The following is a 20,394-nucleotide window of genomic DNA, read 5'->3' as shown; positions in this document are numbered from 1 at the left end:
AGAAAGGAGTGCCGACGATGGCACGCAACATCCGCACGACCAAGACGCTGGCCGCCGTGGCCGCGCTCACCGCGGCAGGGCTCGCCCTGAGCGGCTGCGGCGCCGGCTCAGGAGACGAGGGCGGCGACGGCCAGACCCTGAAGCTCTGGCACTACGAGGGCGCGGACAGCGCCATGGGGAAGGCCTGGGCGGAGGCCATCTCGATCTTCGAGGAGGAGACGGGAGCTACGGTCGAGTTCGAGGAGAAGTCGTTCGAGCAGATCCAGAAGACGGCGAGCCAGGTGCTCGACACCGACGCCGCCCCCGACCTCATGGAGTTCAACAAGGGCAACGCCACGGCCGGATTCCTGGCCTCGACCGGCCTGATCGCCGACATCTCCGACGCGGTCGACGAGTACGGCTGGGACGAGAAGCTCGCTCCCTCGCTGCAGACCACCGCGAAGTACTCGGAGGACGGCGTGATGGGCGGCGACACCTGGTTCGGCATCCCGAACTACGGCGAGTTCGTGGGCGTCTACTACAACCAGGACGCGTTCGCCGAGGCCGGCCTCGAGATCCCCACCACCTACGAGGAGTTCGTGGCCGTGCTCGACGCGTTCGTCGCGAAGGGCGTCACCCCGCTCGCCGAGGCAGGGGCCGAGTACCCGCTGGGTCAGCTCTGGTACCAGCTCGCGCTGCTCGAGGGCGACCGCAGCTTCGTCGACGCCTATCAGCTGTACGACGGCGAGGTCGACTGGCAGGGACCGGAGATCAGCTCCGCCACCGAGACGCTGAAGGAGTACGTCGACAAGGGGTACATCGCCTCCGACGTCTCGTCGGTCAAGGCCGAGGACGCGGGAGTCTCGTTCATCAACGGCACCTCCCCCATCTTCGTGTCCGGCTCGTGGTGGTTCGGCCGCTTCGTCGCCGAGGCGACCGGCTTCGACTGGACGATGACCGCTTTCCCCGGTGCCGACCTGTCGCTCGGCTCCTCGGGCAACCTCTGGGTCGTCCCCGAGAACGCCGCGAACAAGGAGCTGGCCTACCAGTTCATCGACATCACGATGCGCCCCGAGATCCAGGCCATCATCGGCAACAACGGCGGGCTGCCCGTCGCCGCCGACACAGCCGACATCACCGACGAGAAGAGCGCCGCGCTCATCGAGACGTTCAACGGCGTGCTCGACGCCGACGGCCTCTCGTTCTACCCGGACTGGCCCGCACCCGGCTTCTACGACGTCATCGTGCAGGAGCTCCAGGGCCTCATCACGGGCTCGCAGGACGCGGAGACCACCGACAAGAACCTCGGCGAGCAGTACGACGAGGGCACAGCGGAATTCCGTTGATCGATTCGCGGAGGGCGGCGCTCGCGTCGCCCTCCGCATCCTCCTGGAGAAGAACATGACACTCGCCACGCGCGAACCCCGCACGAGCAAGGGCCGCACCACGCTGCCGCCCGAACAGCCGTCCATCCCGCAGCGCCGCGGCGGCACCGGCGCGTACTGGATGTACCTGCTGCCCGGCTTCGTCCTGCTGCTGGTCGTCGTCATCGTGCCGCTGATCTGGAACGTGTACCTCACCTTCACGAAATGGAAGGGCGTGCGCACGCCGGAGTTCATCGGACTCGAGAACTGGCAGAAGATCCTCACCGACAGCGACTTCTGGACCTCGTTCGGAAACTCCGTGTGGATGATCATCGCGATGGTGGTCGTCCCGACGATCGTCGGACTGGTCGTGGCCGCCCTGCTCTTCGACGTCGTCGGACGCAAGTTCGGCGGCAAGGTCGGCAGCTTCCTCCGCGCGACGTACTACCTCCCGCAGATCCTGCCCATCGCGGTCGCCGGCATCGTCATCGGATGGATCGTGCGGCCGGGCGGCGACGGCGCCCTCAACCAGATCCTCGGCGCCTTCGGCATCCCGTCCTACGACTGGCTCGGCCAGATGCCCTCCGCGCTGATCGTGCTCATGGTCGTCATGGTCTGGGTGCAGCTCGGCTACCCCGTGGTGGTGTTCATGGCCGCGCTGCAGCGCGTCGACCCCGAGCTGTACGAAGCGGCAGAGCTCGACGGCGCGAACTGGTTCCAGCGCTTCTCCGCCATCACCATGAGCATCATCCGTCCCGAGATCTTCGTCGTGACGCTCACCTGCACGATCGCCGCGCTCAAGGTCTTCGGCCCGGTCTACATCATCACGCGCGGCGGACCGGCCGGTTCGACTCTCGTGCCCGCGTACTACGCGTACCAGGAGTTCTTCACCAAGCGGAACGTCGGATACGGCGCGACCATCGCGACCGTGCTCACCATCGTCGTGGTCATCGTGTCGATCATCTTCATCCGGGTGCAGAACTCGCTCGAGCGCAAGGAAAGGGCGGGTCTGTGATGCACGCCACCACCGCCATCGTCACCGGCAAGCCGACCAAGACCCGTCCCCGCGGCGGCATGACGAAGAAGCGCCCTGTCGACTGGCTGCTGCTCGCGCTCATCGTGATCGGTGCGCTGCTCGTGATCGCGCCGTTCTACCTCGTGCTCGTGAACTCGTTCAAGTCACCGGTCGACTACGCGACCTCCGGCCCCCTCGCGTTCCCCGAGAGCCTCGACTTCGGCGGGATCATCAAGTTCTGGGAGCGGGTGAACTTCCCCGAGAAGGTCTGGAACTCGATCTTCATCTCGGGCATCGTCGCCGTGCTGGCGGTCGTGATCTCGATGCTGAACGCCTTCGCGATCGGCATCGGACGCGTGCGAGGTCGCTCCTGGATCGTGCTGCTCTTCCTGCTCGCGAACCTGCTGCCGCAGGAGGCGCTGCTCTACCCGCTCTACTACATGTTCAAATCCGTCGGGCTCTACGACAACGTGTGGTCGGTCATCATCGTGTTCACGGTGATCCAGGCGGCGTTCGGCACCTACCTGCTCTCGTCGGTCTACGGCACGTTCCCTAAGGAGGTGCTCGAAGCCGCGTCCCTCGACGGAGCCAACCGCTGGCAGATCCTCTGGCGCGTCGTGTTCCCGATCAGCCGCCCGACGCTGTCGGTGCTGCTCATCTTCTTCTTCATCTGGACGTGGAACGAGTTCCTCATCCCCCTGACGTTCCTCGCCTCGAACGCCAACCAGACGGTCCCGGTCGCGATCAGCGTGCTGCAGGGCGACCGGTTGATGGACGTCACCACCACGAGCGCGTCGGCCCTGCTGGGCATCATCCCCACGCTCATCTTCTTCCTCATCTTCCAGCGCACGCTGACACGCGGCATCACGGCAGGAGCAGTCAAGTAATGAAGTTCACCGACGGGTTCTGGCAGCTGCGTCCGGGCGTCACGGCGCTCTACGCGCAGGAGGCCTACGACATCGCCGAGACCTCCACCCCCGACGGTCCGGGCATCGTCGTCACCGCGCCGACCATGGTGATCGCCAAGCGAGGCGACACGCTCAACCGCCCGGTGCTCACGACGACGCTCTCCTCCCCCGCGGAAGGAGTCGTCCGCGTGCGCATCGCCCACCACGAGGGCGCGCAGTGGCACGGCGGCTTCGCGCTCACGGGCGCCGGTACGGGCTCGGCTCGGGTGTCGCTCGGCGACGCCGGCGGATCCTTGGATGCCGGTGCGCTCGTCGCGCGCATCGCACCGGGGGCGCCGTGGGACCTCTCCTTCGAGGTCGACGGACGGCGCGTCACGGGCAGCGGCCACAAGGCCCAGGGCTACGTGCGCCTCGCCCCCGACGCACAGGTCGACGCGGGCATCGTCGACAACGCCCGTCAGGGCGGCTCTCCTGCGACCGCGACGGCATTCGTGCACGAGCAGCTCGACCTCGGCGTCGGTGAACTCGTGTACGGACTCGGCGAGCGCTTCGGCCCACTCGTCAAGAACGGCCAGTCGGTCGACATCTGGAACGCCGACGGCGGCACGTCCAGCGAGCAGGCCTACAAGAGCATCCCGTTCCACCTGTCGAACCGGGGCTACGGCGTGCTCGTGAACGATCCGGGCCACGTCTCGTACGAGATCGGCTCCGAGGCGGTCGAGCGCGTGCAGTTCTCGGTGCACGGCGAGGTCCTGGAGTACTTCGTCATCGCCGGCCCCACCCCGAAGGACGTGCTCGGCCGCTACACCGCGCTCACGGGCCGCCCGCCCGTCGTGCCCGCATGGTCGTACGGCCTGTGGCTGTCGACGAGCTTCACCACCGACTACGACGAGCAGACGGTCACGTCGTTCATCGACGAGATGGCGGCACGTGAACTGCCTGTGTCGGTGTTCCACTTCGACTGCTTCTGGATGCGCGAGTTCAACTGGTGCGACTTCGAGTGGGATCCCCGCGTGTTCCCCGACCCCGACGGGATGCTCGCGCGCCTGCACGAGAAGGACCTGCGCGTCTGCGTGTGGATCAACCCGTACATCGGTCAGCGCTCCCCCCTGTTCCGCGAGGCGGCCGACCAGGGCTTCCTCGTGCGCCGCCCCGACGGCTCGGTGTGGCAGTGGGACCTGTGGCAGGCCGGCATGGGACTCGTCGACTTCACGAACCCCGAGGCCACCGCCTGGTACCAGGCGCACCTGCGCCGTCTCGTCGAGCAGGGCGTCGACTGCTTCAAGACCGACTTCGGCGAGCGCATCCCCACCGAGGTCGTCTGGGCCGACGGCTCCGACCCCCTCCGCATGCACAACCTCTACACCGACCTGTACAACCGGGCCGTGCACGACGTGCTGACCGAGGCACGGGGCGCCGACGACGCCGTGCTCTTCGCCCGCTCCGCGACGGCGGGCGGCCAGAGCATGCCGGTGCACTGGGGCGGCGACTCCACGTCGACGTACGCGTCGATGGCGGAGACGCTGCGCGGCGGGCTCTCCCTCGCCCTCAGCGGCTTCGCGTTCTGGAGCCACGACATCGGCGGCTTCGAGGGCACGCCGGACGCCGGGGTGTTCAAGCGCTGGACGGCCTTCGGTCTGTTGGGCTCGCACTCGCGCTTCCACGGGTCGAGCTCGTACCGCGTGCCGTGGGCGTTCGACGACGAGGCCGTCGACGTGACCCGCCGGTTCACCCACCTGAAGATGCGGCTCATGCCGTACCTGTACCAGCAGGGACTGGATGCCGCGGCGACCGGCATCCCCCTGATGCGGCCCCTGCAGCTGGAGTTCCCCGAGGACCCAGCGGTCGGATACCTCGACCGCCAGTACATGCTCGGGTCGAGCCTGCTCGTCGCTCCGGTGTTCTCGGCCGACGGGTCGGTGGAGTTCTATCTGCCCGACGGCGAATGGACGTCCCTGCTCACGGGCGAGACGGTCACGGGGGGCGGATGGCGTCGCGAGACCCACGACTTCGACTCGCTGCCCCTGTACGTCCGCCCCGGCACCGCTCTGCCATGGGGCGCGCGCACCGATCGCCCTGACTACGACTACCACGAGGGTCTCGAGGTGCGGGTGTTCCCCGGCGGCGAAGGGATCGTCGCGGTGACCGTGACCGCCCCCGACGGCGAGCGCAGAACGTACGACGTCGACCTCGGCCAGGTGACGCGATGAGCCACGACACGAGGGGGCTCGGGCCGGCGGGCGACTACCGCGGCAGCGGTCTCGTGCTGCCCGAGGGTTTCGTGTTCGGCTCGGCGACCGCCTCGTACCAGATCGAGGGGGCAGCAGCCGAGGACGGCCGCACCCCCTCGATCTGGGACACGTTCAGCCGCACGCCGGGCACGGTGTGGAACGGCGACACCGGCGACGTCGCCTGCGACCACTACCACCGCGTCGAGCAGGACCTCGACCTCATGGCCGACCTCGGGCTGCAGGCATACCGGTTCTCGATCGCCTGGCCGCGCATCGTGCCCACGGCCTCGGGTGCCGTGAACCAGGCGGGCATCGACTTCTACTCGCGCCTCGTCGACGGTCTGCGCGACCGCGGCATCCGCCCGGTGGCGACGCTCTACCACTGGGACCTCCCCCAGTACCTGGAAGACGCCGGCGGCTGGACCTCCCGCGAGACGACGGACGCGTTCGAACGGTACGCCGAGGTCATGGGCGCAGCGCTCGGCGACCGCGTCGACACCTGGACCACGCTCAACGAGCCGTGGTGCTCCGCCTACCTCGGATACGGGCAGGGCGGTCATGCGCCAGGGCGCCACGAACCGGCATCCGCTCTCGCCGCCGTGCACCACCTCAACCTCGCCCACGGTCGAGCGCTGCAGGCGCTCCGCGCCACCTCGACGGGCGACCCCGACTACTCCGTGACGCTGAACTTCCATGTGCTGCGCGGACAGGGCGACGGGGCGGCCGAGGCGATGCGACGGATCGACGCGCTCGCGAACCGCGCATTCACCGGTCCGATGCTGCGCGGCGAATACCCCGCCGACCTGCTCGCGGACACGGCCTCCGTGACCGACTGGTCGTTCGTCCGAGACGGCGACCTGGCGGCCGTGCACCAGCCGATCGACGTGCTGGGCGTCAACTACTACTTCACCGCCACCGTGCGACTCTGGGACGGTGTGTCGGAGAAGCAGCAGAACGACGGACACAAGGGCGCCGAGGGAGGCACCGCCTGGCCCGGCAGCGACCAGCTCGTCGAATTCGTCGAGCAGCCGGGCCCGTACACGGCCATGGGCTGGAACATCGCACCGGAGGGTCTCGAAGAGCTCCTCGTCTCACTCTCGCAGCAGTTCCCCGAGCAGGCGCTCATGGTCACCGAGAACGGCGCGGCGTTCGACGACGAAATCGCCGACGACGGCAGCGTCCCCGACCCTGAGCGCACCGACTATCTGCGGAGACACTTCACGGCCGCGCACCGAGCCCTGCAGCGAGGCGTCGACCTGCGCGGCTACTTCGTGTGGTCGCTCCTCGACAACTTCGAGTGGGGCTACGGCTATGCCAAGCGATTCGGCATCGTGCGCGTCGACTTCGACACGCTCGAGCGCACCGTGAAGGACTCGGGACACTGGTACCGCGAACTCGTGCGGTCGCGAACCATCCGGGAGTGAGGTGAACCCGCGAGGGCACGTGGCGTGAGCGCGTGAGCGCGTGAGCGCGTGAGCGCGAGCGCGGCGGTGAGCGCGTCCCTCACCGCGTGAGCGCGTCGGCTAGCGCTTGTCGGGCCGCTGCTTCCGATCGTTCCACGCGGCGAACGCGGAGGCGGCGGCTCCGGCCGCACGGTCGAAGGCCTCCGCCGACCGCGAGATCATGTCCTGCGCGGCATCCTGCCAGGTCGGCGCCGCAGGGGCTTCCCCTGCCTGCACCCGCGCCGCATGCTCCGCCGCCTCGAACGCCCGCTCCAGATCGGCGACCGCGTCGCGATAGGCGGCGAACTCCGCCGGCGTCGTGACCTTCCCGCCCGCAGCGCGGCGGGCGTCGACCGCGGCGCCCGCCGCCCGCAGGTAGGCCGCCGTCGCGGGCTGCTTGACGTCGGTCATCGCCGGATAGGCGATCTGCAGCGACGCATCCGTCTCGTACCGCATCCACCGCGCGGTGATCGCCTCGTGCTCGGCCTGCAGCCGCTCGAGCGGTCGAGGAGCGGATGCCGCGGGCAACGCCGCCCGCGCAGCGCTGAGCCGCACCTGCTTGGCTCGGACGTCGGCCGCAGCGGCCTTCGCGTCGTTCTCCTTCTCGCGCAGCATCCGTTTGGCTCCGGCGACCTGCTCGGGCGTCGCCCGCCGCGCGCTGCGCTCGGCCGAGACGCGCGCGTACTCGGCCCTGGCCAGTCGGGCGGCCATGCGACGTTCGGTCGCGAGCTGCTGCGCCTGTCTGAGGTCGTGCCGCGCGGCGTCGATCGCGAGCCGGCGTCCGCTCTTCATGCTCCGCCTCCGCATCCCGATTCCTCCCGCGGCGACTCCTCCGGCCGCGACGGGCGCGACCCACCACCACTCGATGAGCAGCAGCGGATCCATGCTTCGATGCTACCCAGTGCCCACGCACTCTGTCCCCGCCCTGGCGTTCGCCGCTCCGCCCCTCTCGACCCTGCCCTCCTGCCCGCGACTTCTGCGAGCTAGACGAGGGTCTCCTGCCAGGCCGCGTGCAGCTGCGCGAACTTGCCCGTGCCGCCGATGAGCGCGTCGGGGCTGTCGTCCTCGATGATGCGGCCGTGCTCCATGACCAGCACCCGATCGGCGATCGCGACCGTCGACAGGCGGTGCGCGATGATGATGGCCGTGCGGTCCTTGAGCAGCGTCTGCAGGGCGTCCTGGATCAGACGCTCCGACGGGATGTCGAGCGACGCCGTCGCCTCGTCGAGGATCAGCACCGAGGGGTCGGCGAGGAACGCGCGCGCGAACGAGATGAGCTGCCGCTGTCCGGCCGACACCCGGCCGCCGCGCTTGTTCACGTCGGTGTTGTAGCCGTCGGGCAGCGACGAGATGAACTCGTCGGCGCCGACCGCACGGGCCGCGGCCCGGATCTCGTCGAGCGATGCGTCGGGCTTGCCCAGCGCGATGTTGTCGGCCACAGTGCCGCTGAACAGGTACGCCTCCTGCGTCACCATGACGATCGCACGCCGCAGATCCTTCGGGTGCAGGTCGCGCAGGTCGACACCGTCGAGCGTGACCGTGCCGAGCGACGGATCGTAGAACCGCGAGATCAGCTTGGCCAGCGTCGACTTGCCCGCACCCGTCGTGCCGACGAGCGCGATGGTCTGCCCCGCGGGGATGTCGAGGGTGAAGTTCGGCAGGATCGTCTTCTCGCCGTTGTACCCGAACGTGACCTCGTCGAACCGCACGTGCCCGCGCGACTCCCACAGGTCGACCGGCTTCTCGGGGTCGGGCACCGTCGGCACCTCTTCGAGGACTCCCGACACCTTCTCGAGTGCAGCCGTCGCCGACTGGTACGAGTTCAGGAACATCGCGATCTCCTGCATGGGCGCGAAGAAGTTGCGCACGTACAGCACCGCCGACAGCAGCACGCCGACGGTGAGCGCATCGCCCGACACCCGGATGCCGCCCCACAGCACGACGATGCCGAGCACGAGCGCCGCGACGCCCATCAGCCCGGGCTCGAAGGTGCCGAACAGGAGCATCGAGCGGCGGTTGACGTCTCGGTACTCCCCGGCGATCTGCTGGAACGAATCGTCGTTGCGGGGTTCCTTGCGGAAGGCCTTGACCGCGCGGATGCCCGTCATGGTCTCGACGAACTGCACGATGACTTTCGCGCTGATGACGCGCGATTCGCGGTACACGAGCTGCGACCGTGAGTAGAACCAGCGCATCAGGAAGAACAGCGGGATGCCGCCGATCGCGAGGATCAGTCCCGACTGCCAGTCCCACACGCACAGGGCGATGAAGGTGAACAGGCCGAACAGCACTCCGGAGACGAGCTCGTTGAGACCGCCGTCGAGCAGCTCGCGGATCGAGTCCAGGTCGCTCGTCTGCCGTGAGATGATGCGCCCGGACGTGTACGACTCGTGGAACTCGAGGCTGAGGCGCTGGGTGTGCAGGAAGATCCGCTTGCGGAGGTCGAGCAGCACCGCCTGGGTCAGCTTCGCCGCGATGATCACGTACCAGGCGATCATGGCCGCAGCGACGGCACCGGCGAGCAGATAGATGCCGCCGATCATGAACGTCGGCATCCAGTCGGCGCGCTCGAGCACGGCGGGCAGGGCGCGGTCGAGGCCGATGCTGATCAGGATGGGGCCCGACACCTGCAGCGCGGTGGAGATCACGAGCACGACCGCGGCGAGCACGATCTGCGGCTTCAACGCGCGCACGAGCGATCCGAGCAGGCGCAGCGACCTGCGGCGGATCGCCCGGCTCTCCTCGCGTGTGTAGCGGGAGCGGTCCTCGTCCTGGGTTCCGGTGATCGCGGAGCTCATCGCTGCACTTCCTTCTCGGTGAACAGGTCTTCGTCGTCGGGGGTCTCCTCGCGGATGCCCTCGCGCACGGCATCCTCGATCTCGTCCTGCTCGTCGCGGATGATCGGGATCGCACCGGTGCGCGCCGCCTCCTCGGCCTCGAGGCTCGAGATGACGTGCCGGTAGTGGCTGCTCGACTTCAGCAGCTCGGAGTGCGTGCCGACCGCCGTGACGCGTCCTGCCTCGAGCAGGGCGACCCGGTCGGCGAGCGCCACCGTCGAGGGACGGTGCGCGACGATCAGCGCCGTCGTGTCGGCCAGTACGTGGCGCAGCGCCTCCTCGACGAGTGCTTCGGTGTCGACGTCGAGCGCCGACAGCGGGTCGTCGAGCACGAGGACCTTGGGCTTCGCGGCGACGGCACGGGCGAGAGCGAGTCGCTGACGCTGCCCACCGGACAGGCTCAGCCCCTCCTCGCCGATGATCGTCTCGACGCCCTCGGGGAGCGTGTCGACGAACGACGCCTGTGCGACGTCGAGCGCTTCGCGCAGCACCCGCTCGGCCTCGTCGCTGTGCACGTCGAGGTCGGCGCGACCGAGCAGGACGTTCTCCCGCACGGATGCGGAGAACAGCGTCGCATCCTCGAAGGCCATCGCGATGTGCTGACGCAGCTCCGCCAGCGGCAGGTCGCGGACGTCGACGCCGTCGAGGGTCACGCGCCCGCCTGTCACGTCGTACAGGCGGGTCGGGAGAGTCGTGAGCGTCGTCTTGCCGCTGCCGGTCAGGCCGACGAGCGCCATGGTCTCGCCCGGCCGGAGCACGAGGTCGATGCCGTCGAGCAGGTCGCGCTCGTGCGCCCCTGCGTCCTGATAGCGGAAGTGCGCACCGTCGAAGGCGAGTTCGCCGCGCGGGTTCTCGATGTGCACCGGGTTCTCGGGATCGGTGATCGTGTTGATCTCGGCGTAGATGTCGAACACGCGATCCGTCGCCGTGCGCGCGTCGAGCATGAACGAGAACAGGAAGCCGATCGACTCGATGGGCCAGCGCAGCACGGTCGCCATGGCGAAGAACGCGAACAGCTCGGGCAGCTCGATGGCGCCCTGCGAGATCAGCCAGATGCCCGACATGAGGCTCAGACCGAACGCGATCTGCGGCATGAGGTCGAGCCAGAACCAGATCGACGAGATCGCTCCGGCCTTGCTCATCTCGGTCTCGCGCAGCGTCTCGGCCTGGCGGCTGAACCGACGGAGGGCGTGCTTGCCGCGCCCGAACGCCTTGAGCACGCGGATGCCGTGCACGCTCTCCTCGACGCTGGTGGCGAGGTCGCCGGCCTGGTCCTGGCTGCGCCGCGTCAGGGCGCCGTAGCGCTTCTCGAACAGGTAGCCGCGGATCCAGAGCGGGATCGCCGTGACGATGAAGATCGTGCCCAGCAGCCAGTGCCAGCGGAAGAGCAGCACGGCGCCGATGATGATGGTCAGGACGTTGACGACGAGCAGCACGAGACCGAACGCGAGCCAGCGGCGGATCAGGCCGATGTCCTGCATCATGCGGCTCAGGAGCTGACCCGACTGCCAGCGGTCGTGGAATGCGACGGGCAGCGTCTGCAGCCGCGAGTACAGCTCTGTGCGCATCTTGTACTCGACCTGGGTGGCGGGATTGAGCACGAACTGGCGGCGCAGCCACACCATGAGCGCCTCGCCGAGGGCGAGGCCGAACACGGCGAGCGCACCCCAGACGATGGCGTCGATGGCTCCGGTCTGCACCGGCCCGCGGATGATCTGCTCGAGAACGATCGGGATCATCAGGGCGATGACGGCGGCGGCGAGCGCGCTGAGGGCGCCGCCCGCGAGCCGCCAGATGACGGGCTTCACGAACGGCTTGAGCCGCCACAGGGCTGCCGGTGTGGAGAGGGATGACGACGGTGAGCTGTTCGACGATGAAGGCGAGGAAGACATGTCTCTCAGACGAGTTTCGTATGGAAAGCGGTTACTGAACGGGGGCGGGCGCGGAGAAGACTCTCGGAGTCCGGCGTCCGAAGCGGGGGAGTCACGATGCGACTCCGAGTGGGCTCTAGCGGAGCGGACGCGCCGGGGTCGAGCCGTGAGCGGCGATCGGCGCAGTGACGATCGATGTCATGATGTCCTCCTCAGGGGCTCGGCGGTGTCGTCCGGTCGGCGCGACAGCCCACCAGCCTATTCCTGAGAACCAGCTGAGCGCAAGAGAGATTCCCGATCCGCAGAAAGAGGTCGGCGCCTCTCCCCTCGCGCGGGAGCCGGTCAGACGGCGGCCTCGCGGGCGAGCAGGCTCTGCTTCACGGGCAGACCCCAGGCGAATCCGCCGAGGGTGCCATCGGTGCGCAGGACGCGGTGGCACGGCACGAACAGCGCTGGAGCGTTCCTGGCGCAGATCGAGGCGGCGGCCCGCACGGCCTGGGGATTGCCGAGACGAGCGGCGAACGACGTGTACGTCAGCGGCTCCCCCGGGGCGATCGCCCGCAGTGCCGCCCACCCGAGCTGCTGCAGCGCGGTTCCCTGCTGCGACACCGCCACGGCGTCGATCGCCGTCACGTCGCCGGCGTAGTACGCGTGCGCGGCCGCTGCGGCATCCGTCTCGCCGTCTCGCACGTCGACGGGGCGGTGCGCGGCCGGGAGGCGGACGAGGATGGCCTCGCGATCGGCGGTCCAGCCGGAAGCGAGCACGCGCTGCTGCTCGTCGGCGAGGATCGTGAACGGCCCGTCGGGAGTGTCGACGGTCTGGATGAGGGCGGTCATGAGGACTCCTTCGAGATGAGAGTGGAGGGACGCGCAGTGAGGCTCGAGGGACGGCGACGCGGCGCCCGCACCGGGGCCGCGCGCCACAGGTGTGCGCTGAGGTAGCTGCGCCAGGGCGCGACGCGCTCCGCCCACGCCACGAGCGGGCGGGGTTCGGCGGGCAGTCCCGCGGCGGCTGCACCGGCACGCAGCGCGACGTCGCCGGGAAGCATCACGTCGGGGTCGCCGAGCACCCGCATCCGTACGTAGTCGGCCGTCCACGGCCCGACGCCGGGCATCGCGAGCAGCGCCGCGCGCTGCTCGCCGGCATCGTCGCCGACCGAGAGCTGCAGCGACCCGTCGGCGAGAGCCTCGGCCGCTCCCACGATCGATCTGATGCGTGCGGCGGGCCCGCGCAGCACCTCGGCGCCATGCTCGGCGATCGCCGCCATGGTCGGGAACAGGATGCCGCCCTCGATGCGCTCGCCCAGCGCCTCGGTCAGCGCGGTCAGCGCCGTGCGCGCGGCGACCACCGTGATCTGCTGCCCCACCATCGCCCTGATCAGCATCTCGTGCGGGTCGGCGGAGCCGGGCACCCGGATCCCCGGCGTGCGCGCCACGAGGGGGGCGAGTTCGGGGTGCGCGCTCAGCGCCTCGTCGATCGCGAGCGGATCGGCGTCCAGGTCGAAGAGGCGCCGGGCCGTCGAGACGAGCGGTGCGAGGTCTCCCAACTGGGTGACGCGCGTGCGCAGGTGCAGCCGCTCATCGGCATCCCGACGCACCTCGAACCAGGCCGGTCCGCCGACCATCCGCAGGTGCCGGGAGAACGAGGACTCCCCTGCCTCCTCTGCACCGGGGATCGCGCGAGCCGCCATCCATTCGAAGATGCCCGACGAGTCCAGCGGACCGCGATACGGCAGGATCAGGTCGATGGACCCCGGCGCGGCAGTGATGCTCCCCCGCCGCCGAGCACGCAGCTCGCCCGGTGTCAGACCGAAGACCTCGCGGATCGTGTCGTTGCACTGTCGGATGCTCGCGAAGCCCGCCGAGAACGCGACGTCGGACACCGGCAGGCTCGTGCCGACGAGCAGCATGCGCGCGGTATGAGCCCGATGCGCTCTGGCCAGTGCGAGCGGCCCGGCGCCGAGCTCGGCCGACAGCAGACGCGTGAGGTGCCTGGTCGAGTACCCGAGGCGCTGCGCGAGGCCCGAGACACCCTCGCGCTCGACGACTCCGGAGGAGATCAGGCGCATGGCCCGCGCGGCGACATCGCTGCGCACGTTCCACGCGGGCGAGCCGGGCGCTGCCTCCGGCAGACACCGTTTGCAGGCACGGTAGCCCGCTTCGTGGGCAGCCGCGCTGGTCGGATAGAACGTGACGTTCGCCGGCTTCGGCGTGCGGGCGGGACAGCTCGGCCGGCAGTAGATGCCGGTCGTGCGCACCGCCGTGACGAACTGGCCGTCGAAGCGGGTGTCGCGCGCGCTGATCGCGCGATACCGCTCGTCGAAGTCGATCACGGGGAAGCTCATGCCTCAACTCTGTCACGCGCCTCCGACATCGGCTGGCGGAAATCGGACACGGCTGTGGACGGCGGTCGAGGCCCCAGCACACACCGAAGACCCCGGCCCGCTGACGTCAGCGGGCCGGGGTCCGGATGCGAGCCGGGGTCGAGGCGAGAGCGTCAGACCGCGTCGGAGACGGCGCGGATCTCCTCGTCGGGGTGGTCCTGCGCATAGCGAGGACCGGCCTCGCCATTCCGCAGCCGACGCCGCAGCACCAGCAGCCACCAGACCAGGGCCAGCGCCATGATGCCGGCGAAGACGTAGGCGTTGCCCGCGAACGGCGGGAGGAAGACGAGCGCGAGGTCCACCCCGGCGAAGACGACGACGCCGATCACGAGCAGCGGGATCCTGGCCCGCCCGAGATCGAACGCGCCCTTCTCCGGCGCGGGCATGCGTCCCCGCACGGCCGCGATGAGCAGACCGATGGTCTGCAGCAGGTACGTCGTGAAGAACGCCAGCGTCGCGATCCCGAGGAAGTAGTTGAACGCCTGCGGGCTGACGAGCGCCGACAGCAGCAGCAGCACCGACACGACGCCGAGGGTGATGACCGAGGTCGACGGCGTCTTGCGCTTGGGCGCGACGTGCCGCAGCGCTCGGGAGAACGGCATCATGTTGTCGCGCGACAGCGAGTAGAGCAGGCGGGTGCCGACGAGCACGTTCGACAGCAGGCAGACGAGGATGTTCGTGAGGGCGATCGCGATCACGATCCGGGCGACCACGGGGCCGAGCTGCTGACTGATGATCTCCTCGATCGGCGCGCTGGATCCGGCCACGGCATCCGCGTCCTTGATCGCCAGCACGTAGACCAGATACATGGCGAACTCGATGACGCACGAGACCGCGAAGGCGTAGAACATCGTGCGCGGGATGACACGGCGGGCGTCCTTCGTCTCCTCGGCGACATCGGCGACGGCCTCGACGCCCACCAGACCGAAGAACGGCCCGAGCGCGGCGGTGAACCAGGCGACGATGTACGGCACGGTCTCGTCGGGGCTCTTGCCGACGAAGAGCGACGAGAACGGCTGGGCGTTCTCGGGCGCGAAGATGAGCACGAGCGCGATGATGAGCGTCACGACGACGGTGACGACCAGCTCGAGCCCCACGCCGATGTTGTTGATGAACGTGGCAAGACGCACCTTGTAGGCGTTGATGAGCACGCACACCACGACCACGGCCACCGCGATGAGGATCTGTTCGCGCTGTTCGAGCTCCCACCCGAACACGCTGCCGAGATACCCCGCGAAGATGTAACCGAGGCTCGTCATGCCGCTGATCCAGCCGATCAGCGCGCAGAAGCCCGTGAACCAGCCGAAGGTCGACCCGTTGAGTCGGCTCGTCCACTGGTACGCGTACCCGGCGAGCGGGATCTTGCCGGCGATGTCCGCGGCGATCAGCGTCCAGATGAAGAACACGGGGATGGCGAGGAAGAGCGTCCAGATGAACGGGGCGCCCGCGTTGAGGTAGCCGGCCGAGAAGCCGGTGAAGACGGCGGTCGTGGCGCTGATCGTCGAGAAGCCGATCGCGAACGACGCGATGCGGCCGACCGACCGGTCGAGCTTCTGCGAGTAGCCGAACTCGGCGAGGCGGGCGTCCTCATCCTCGTCGGATCGACGCGGAGGCGGTGTCAGCGATGTGACCGGCGGGTCCTGCGGTGTTCGGGAATCGACCATGGGGCTCTCCTAGCGTCCTTGCTGAGGTCGTGGGTGACCGTTCGCTGTTGCCCAGTGAAGCGAGCACGCCCAGGACGGCGGAAGGTCGAGACTCTTATGTCCCGACAACCTCCGTCGATCAGTCCGACCCCTCACCAGCCGGCGCGTTCCCGAGCATGTGCTCGACGAGGCGTCGTCCCGGTGTCGTGAAGCGGTCGGGTCGCCACGCCACCGCCGTGTAGCTGGTCGGGCGGTCCACGATCGGCACGAACCGCAGCCCTGGTCGGTCGTACAACCGCACCATCGAGGACGTCGTGAAGCTGATGCCGACCCCTCGGGCGACGAGCGTGACCTCGGCTTCGTAGGTCGCGGCCTCGGCGGCGATCTGCGGCGGCCTCCCTCTCCTGGCGTCGGCGGCGAACCAGAAGTCCCGCCACTGGCCGGCCGACTTGGGCGCGACGATGATCGGCTCGTCGAGCAGCTCGTCGATGCGGAGCTCGTCCCGGTCGGCGAGCCGGTGCGTGCGCGGCAGGCACGCGACCCAGGTCTCCTCCGCCACCACGGCCATCGCGATGTCGGGCACGTCGACCGGAGGGCGCAGCAGTGCGATGTCGGTCTGCCCGCCGGCGAGGCCCGCCGTGGGGTCGGAGAAGTCGAACTCGATCGTCTCGATCGTCACGCCCGGCAGCGCCTTCTCGACGCCGTCCAGCAGTTCGAACAGCAGGTCGGCCCCGGTGCCGATCAGATACCCGAGGCGCACGTGGGCGTGGTCGATGAGCGTGACGACCGCCTCGAGCGCCGCGTCGACCTCCGCGAGAGCCCTCTCGACGTGCGGCAGCCATTCCCGGCCCGTCGCGGTGAGCGTGACCGAGCGCGTGTCCCGGTCGAACAGCCGGTCGCCGATGATCCGCTCGAGGCTCTGGATCGCGGCCGACAGGGCCGGCTGGCTGATGAACAGCCGCTCCGACGCGCGCCGGTAGTTGAGTTCCTCGCCCAGCACCGCGAAATAGCGCAGGGCACGCAGGTTCACGTCGGGCAGCGATCGCATGCGGACATCCTATTGATAGGTGCAGGTTATGTGACCATCGCCGTTCGGTCTTTCCGTCCGGCCGCTCCCCCGCCCCAGACTGAAGCCGACAGCAGCACGGTCGAGACAGGAGCCTCCCATGACCGCCCACCACCACTCGTTCACGATCGAGACCCCGGCACGTCAGGAGTTCTTCGACGTGACCGATCGGATGCGGGAGTTCGCGCGCTCCTCCGGCGTGCGCGACGGCATCGCCGTCGCCTACTCCGCCCACACCTCGTGCTGCGTGCTGCTGCAGGAGGAGTCGGAGGACACGACGTACTACGGCACGCAGCTGCTGCTGCAGGACACCCTCAACGTGCTGGCGAAGATCGCACCGCCGACCCGACACGAGGGTCAGTACCTGCACCCCGGACCCATCCACATCCGCAACGCGGCCGAGCTCCGCGGGGAGCTGCCGGAGTGGGGCCTGAACACCGACGGGCACATCCTCTCGTCAATCCTCGGTCGGTCTGAGAGCATGCCGATCGTCGACGGCGAGGTCGTGCTCGGCGAGTTCGGTCGCATCTACTTCGGCGACCTCGACGCGGTCAGGGCCCGTACCCGCACCGTGCACTTCCAGCTCATCGGAGACTGACGTGCTGATCTACGCGGTCGACCTCGGCACCACGAACCTCAAGGTCGTGCTGTACGACGAGGAGCTTCACCGTCTCGCGACGGCCGCGGCACCCGTCGACTACGACCGCGACGGCGTGCGCGTCGAGTTCGATCCGCGACGGATCCTCTCCGCGGTGCTCGATCTCATCGGCCGCTGCGCGAGCGAGATCGACACGAGCGGACAGGATGCCGTGATCGCCCTCACCGGGCAGGCGGAGTCCCTGGTCCTCACCGACGGCCGCGGCGACGCGGTGCGGGCGGGGATGTCGTGGCTCGACGACCGCGCGACGATCGAAGCCGCCGAGCTCGAACAGCACTTCGGCGGCGACGAGGCCTTCGCCGTGACCGGCGAGCCGGCCGCGTCGGCGACGTGGCCGGCCGCCAAGCTCCGCTGGCTCCTCGCTCACGAGCCCGAGAGCCTGCGCCGCACGAGCTCGGTGTCGATGATCAAGGACGACCTCGTACGCCGCCTCGTCGGCACGCCGATCGGCGAGGTCACGACCCGCGGGTTCACCTACCTGTGGGACGTGCGGGCCGGCCGGTACTGGTCGGACATGGTCGAGCACTGCGGCATCTCGCCCGACATGCTTCCCGAGGTCGTGCCGGCAGGCACCGACGTGGGCCGGGTGTCCGACGAGGTCGCGGGGCTGCTCCCGCCCGCCGCCGGCTACCGCGTGAACATCGGCGCTCTCGATCACTTCTGCGCGATGGCCGGCACCGGCTCCTATGTCGAGGGCGCCGTGAGCGAATCCGCCGGCACGGTGCTGTCGGTCTCGGCTCTGCAGCGCGATTGGCGCTTCGATCCCGCACGCCGGGTGTCGTTCCATCGCGGGCTCTCCGACGGCGACACCGTGCTCTTCAATGCCTCGGACACGGGCGGCATCGCGCTGGAATGGTTCCGCACGCAGGGACTCGGAGGGATGCCGTACGCCGACCTCGAAGCCGCGCTCGCCGACCGGGTGCTCGCCGACCCTCCTCTGTTCCTCCCGTATCTATCAGGCGTCAGCCCGCCCGATTTCCTCCCGCGCGCCAAGGGCGCCTTCGTCGACCTCGACCTGTCGCACGACCGCGTCGACCTCGCCTACGCCGTCGAGGAGGGCATCGCGCACCTGGTGCGGCGGAACGTCGAGTACCTCGACCCCGCCGCGCGCGAGGTCGTGTCGACCGGCGGCGGCGCGGCATCCGCCTACCTCACCCAGCTGAAGTCCGACGTCTGCGGCGTCGAGGTGATCGTCCCGGACGAGCTCGAGGCGACGTGCCGCGGCGCGGCTGCCCTGGCACTGCGCGCTGCAGGCCGGATCGACTCGCTCGACGACGTCGCAGCGCTCAATGCTCCGCGATCGACCCGGTACCGGCCTCGGGCCGGCGGCCTCGACAGGGCCGCACGCTACGACCGGTTCGCCCGCGCGCTGCACCGCCTGTACGGCGAGTGACAGCATCCCTCCTCCTCTCGAAACGACAGACGACACGAACGGAACGACCACCATGAACCTCTGCTGCTCCTCCCCGATGGTGCCGGGGAGCACCCTGACCGAGAAGGCCGACCTGCTGCGTGACTGGGGCTACGACGCGATCGCCGTCTTCCAGCCCTTCGCTGACTGGACCCCCGCCGTGCGCCGCGAGGTCGCGCAGCTCCAGGAGCGCACCGGTGTGCGTCCGGTCGAGTTCGTGCTCGTCGACGACATCTACGGCAAGGCGATGTCCGACGACGTGGACCTGCGCGAGCGCTGCCGCGCGATGTACCGCGAGAGCGCGTCGGTGTGCGCCGAGATCGGCGCTGTCATGGAGATCGAGTTCGAGTACGGGGCGCAGGATCCGCTGCCGCTGTTCGACGTGCACCGCCAGCTGAGCGCCGCGCAGAGCGACGCCTTCGTCGAGTTCTACGCCGAGATGCTCGGCCTCGTCGCCGGCACGGATGCGCGCGTGCTCCTGGAGCCGATCAACCGCTACGAGAGCGGCTACCTCAACCGGGTGTCCGACAACCTGCGGATCATCGAGGCCGTGGACCACCCGAACGCCGGCCTGCTCCCCGACCTCTTCCACATGTCGATCGAGGAGTCGGATCCCGTTCAGGCACTGCGCGACGGCGGAGACCGCATCGTGCACGTGCACCTCGGCGACAGCAACCGGCTGCTGCCCGGCGACGGACACCTCGACTGGCCGGGCATCATCGACGCTCTGCGCGACGTCGGCTACACCGGCTCGCTGAACCTGGAGTGCTCGACGAACGGAGACCCTGCCGTCACACTGCCCCGCACTGCCGCATACCTCCGTGAGCTGATCGGCTCATGAGCCCGGCGCTGAGCGCGCCGTTCTTCGAGATCGGGCCGAAGAACCTGCTGCGGCGCACCCAGCTCGAAGAGCTCGCCGTCGCCGCCGGTCGCGCGGGGCGCGCGCACGGCATCGCCGTCGTCTTCACCGTGCCCACCGCCATGATCGCGCCGATCGTCGCGCTCGACAGCGGCGTGCTCGTCTTCGCGCAGGGGATGGATGCCGAGCCGCTCGGCCCGTCCATGAATCGCGTGACGGCAGAGGCGCTGGAGGACGCCGGAGCCGCCGGTGTCATGCTCAACCACGACGCCGATCCGCTCGACGACGATGCCCTGGAACACGCCCTGCGGCGCTCGGACGAGGTCGGCCTGGCCACGATCGTGTGCGCGGGGACCGATGCCGAGGCCCGCCGCTTCGCGGGCCAGCATCCCTCTGCCGTTCTCTTCGAGCCGCCGTCACTGATCGGCGCGGAAGGCACAGGCGCCCGTGACTGGATCGGGCCGTCGACGCGAGCGATCCACGAGACCGGTCCGGGCGTGCTGGCCGTGCACGCGGGCGGCGTCTCGACACCGGACGTCGCGCTGCGCATCATGACGGCCGGCGCCGATGCGACCGGCTCGACCAGCGGCATCCTCTCGTCGGCGGACCCCGCGGTCGCCGCTGCGGAGTTCATCCGCGCAGCGCGAGCCGGCTGGGACGCCGCCCGCGCCGGCTGACCGCCGATCACCCCGGCACTCCACTGACGACCATCACCTACGACCACCA

General features: G+C 69.3%; 16 protein-coding genes. 9 read left to right on the top strand and 7 right to left on the bottom strand.

Annotation, left to right across the window (positions count from 1 at the left end; all coding sequences use genetic code 11):
- Positions 1 to 17: 17 nt before the first annotated feature.
- Genes RAC69_RS13255 through RAC69_RS13235 form a run of 5 tightly spaced genes read left to right on the top strand, consistent with a single transcriptional unit; the run spans position 18 to position 6,921 of the window.
- The gene (locus RAC69_RS13255) at positions 18 to 1,325 is read left to right on the top strand and encodes an ABC transporter substrate-binding protein (RefSeq protein ID WP_375087217.1); all 1,308 of its coding nucleotides are present in this window, start codon (positions 18 to 20) and stop codon (positions 1,323 to 1,325) included.
- 55 nt (positions 1,326 to 1,380) lie between these two features.
- Positions 1,381 to 2,358 carry a carbohydrate ABC transporter permease gene (locus tag RAC69_RS13250; RefSeq protein WP_375087216.1) on the top strand — a complete coding sequence of 326 codons (978 nt, stop codon included), beginning with the start codon at positions 1,381 to 1,383 and terminating at the stop codon, positions 2,356 to 2,358.
- Complete coding sequence (locus RAC69_RS13245) at positions 2,358 to 3,245, top strand: carbohydrate ABC transporter permease (RefSeq protein ID WP_341935179.1); 888 nt, start codon at positions 2,358 to 2,360, stop codon at positions 3,243 to 3,245. The genes RAC69_RS13250 and RAC69_RS13245 overlap by 1 nt, the downstream gene beginning before the upstream one ends.
- Positions 3,245 to 5,476, top strand: coding sequence for an alpha-xylosidase (gene yicI / locus RAC69_RS13240; RefSeq protein WP_375087215.1), 2,232 nt, complete (start codon positions 3,245 to 3,247; stop codon positions 5,474 to 5,476). The genes RAC69_RS13245 and yicI overlap by 1 nt, the downstream gene beginning before the upstream one ends.
- Complete coding sequence (locus tag RAC69_RS13235; protein ID WP_375087214.1) at positions 5,473 to 6,921, top strand: GH1 family beta-glucosidase; 1,449 nt, start codon at positions 5,473 to 5,475, stop codon at positions 6,919 to 6,921. The genes yicI and RAC69_RS13235 overlap by 4 nt, the downstream gene beginning before the upstream one ends.
- 99 nt (positions 6,922 to 7,020) lie before the next feature.
- Here the strand turns inward: RAC69_RS13235 and RAC69_RS13230 are convergent, their stop codons facing one another.
- The 7 genes from RAC69_RS13230 to RAC69_RS13200 all read right to left on the bottom strand — a co-directional run bounded on the left by RAC69_RS13230 (position 7,021) and on the right by RAC69_RS13200 (position 16,722).
- Complete coding sequence (locus RAC69_RS13230) at positions 7,021 to 7,824, bottom strand: hypothetical protein (protein WP_375087213.1); 804 nt, start codon at positions 7,822 to 7,824, stop codon at positions 7,021 to 7,023.
- Between the two features lie 98 nt (positions 7,825 to 7,922).
- Positions 7,923 to 9,737 carry an ABC transporter ATP-binding protein gene (locus RAC69_RS13225; RefSeq protein ID WP_375087212.1) on the bottom strand — a complete coding sequence of 605 codons (1,815 nt, stop codon included), beginning with the start codon at positions 9,735 to 9,737 and terminating at the stop codon, positions 7,923 to 7,925.
- Positions 9,734 to 11,668, bottom strand: a complete 1,935-nt coding sequence (locus RAC69_RS13220) for an ABC transporter ATP-binding protein (RefSeq protein ID WP_375087211.1) — start codon at positions 11,666 to 11,668, stop codon at positions 9,734 to 9,736. The genes RAC69_RS13225 and RAC69_RS13220 overlap by 4 nt, the downstream gene beginning before the upstream one ends.
- Positions 11,669 to 11,989: 321 nt before the next feature.
- Positions 11,990 to 12,484 (bottom strand): methylated-DNA--[protein]-cysteine S-methyltransferase, encoded by a 495-nt coding sequence (locus tag RAC69_RS13215; RefSeq protein WP_375087210.1) that lies wholly within the window; start codon positions 12,482 to 12,484, stop codon positions 11,990 to 11,992.
- A complete protein-coding gene (locus tag RAC69_RS13210) occupies positions 12,481 to 13,992 on the bottom strand; it encodes an AlkA N-terminal domain-containing protein (RefSeq protein WP_375087209.1) in 1,512 nt (503 codons plus the stop codon). The genes RAC69_RS13215 and RAC69_RS13210 overlap by 4 nt, the downstream gene beginning before the upstream one ends.
- 152 nt (positions 13,993 to 14,144) lie before the next feature.
- On the bottom strand, positions 14,145 to 15,695 hold the full coding sequence (locus RAC69_RS13205; protein WP_375087208.1) for an APC family permease: 1,551 nt from the start codon (positions 15,693 to 15,695) through the stop codon (positions 14,145 to 14,147).
- Positions 15,696 to 15,813: 118 nt separating this feature from the next.
- Positions 15,814 to 16,722: a LysR family transcriptional regulator gene (locus RAC69_RS13200; RefSeq protein ID WP_375087207.1), complete on the bottom strand. Its 909-nt coding sequence runs from the start codon at positions 16,720 to 16,722 to the stop codon at positions 15,814 to 15,816.
- Between the two features lie 118 nt (positions 16,723 to 16,840).
- Between RAC69_RS13200 and RAC69_RS13195 the strand changes: the two genes are divergently transcribed.
- From RAC69_RS13195 to RAC69_RS13180, 4 genes are read left to right on the top strand one after another with little or no spacing between them, the layout of a single operon-like run.
- The gene (locus tag RAC69_RS13195; protein WP_375087206.1) at positions 16,841 to 17,338 is read left to right on the top strand and encodes a YjbQ family protein; all 498 of its coding nucleotides are present in this window, start codon (positions 16,841 to 16,843) and stop codon (positions 17,336 to 17,338) included.
- Between the two features lies 1 nt (position 17,339).
- A complete protein-coding gene (locus RAC69_RS13190; RefSeq protein ID WP_375087205.1) occupies positions 17,340 to 18,791 on the top strand; it encodes an L-fuculokinase in 1,452 nt (483 codons plus the stop codon).
- A gap of 52 nt (positions 18,792 to 18,843) precedes the next feature.
- Entirely contained in the window at positions 18,844 to 19,650 is an 807-nt protein-coding gene (locus RAC69_RS13185) for a sugar phosphate isomerase/epimerase family protein (RefSeq protein WP_375087204.1), read from the top strand.
- Positions 19,647 to 20,345 (top strand): triose-phosphate isomerase, encoded by a 699-nt coding sequence (locus RAC69_RS13180; protein WP_375087203.1) that lies wholly within the window; start codon positions 19,647 to 19,649, stop codon positions 20,343 to 20,345. The genes RAC69_RS13185 and RAC69_RS13180 overlap by 4 nt, the downstream gene beginning before the upstream one ends.
- Positions 20,346 to 20,394 lie beyond the last annotated feature (49 nt).

It is taken from the genome of Microbacterium sp. LS_15 (genome assembly GCF_041954735.1).
Classification (GTDB): domain Bacteria; phylum Actinomycetota; class Actinomycetes; order Actinomycetales; family Microbacteriaceae; genus Microbacterium.
The sequence above is the reverse complement of the archived record's forward strand: the minus strand, read 5'-3'. Positions and strand labels throughout refer to the sequence as shown.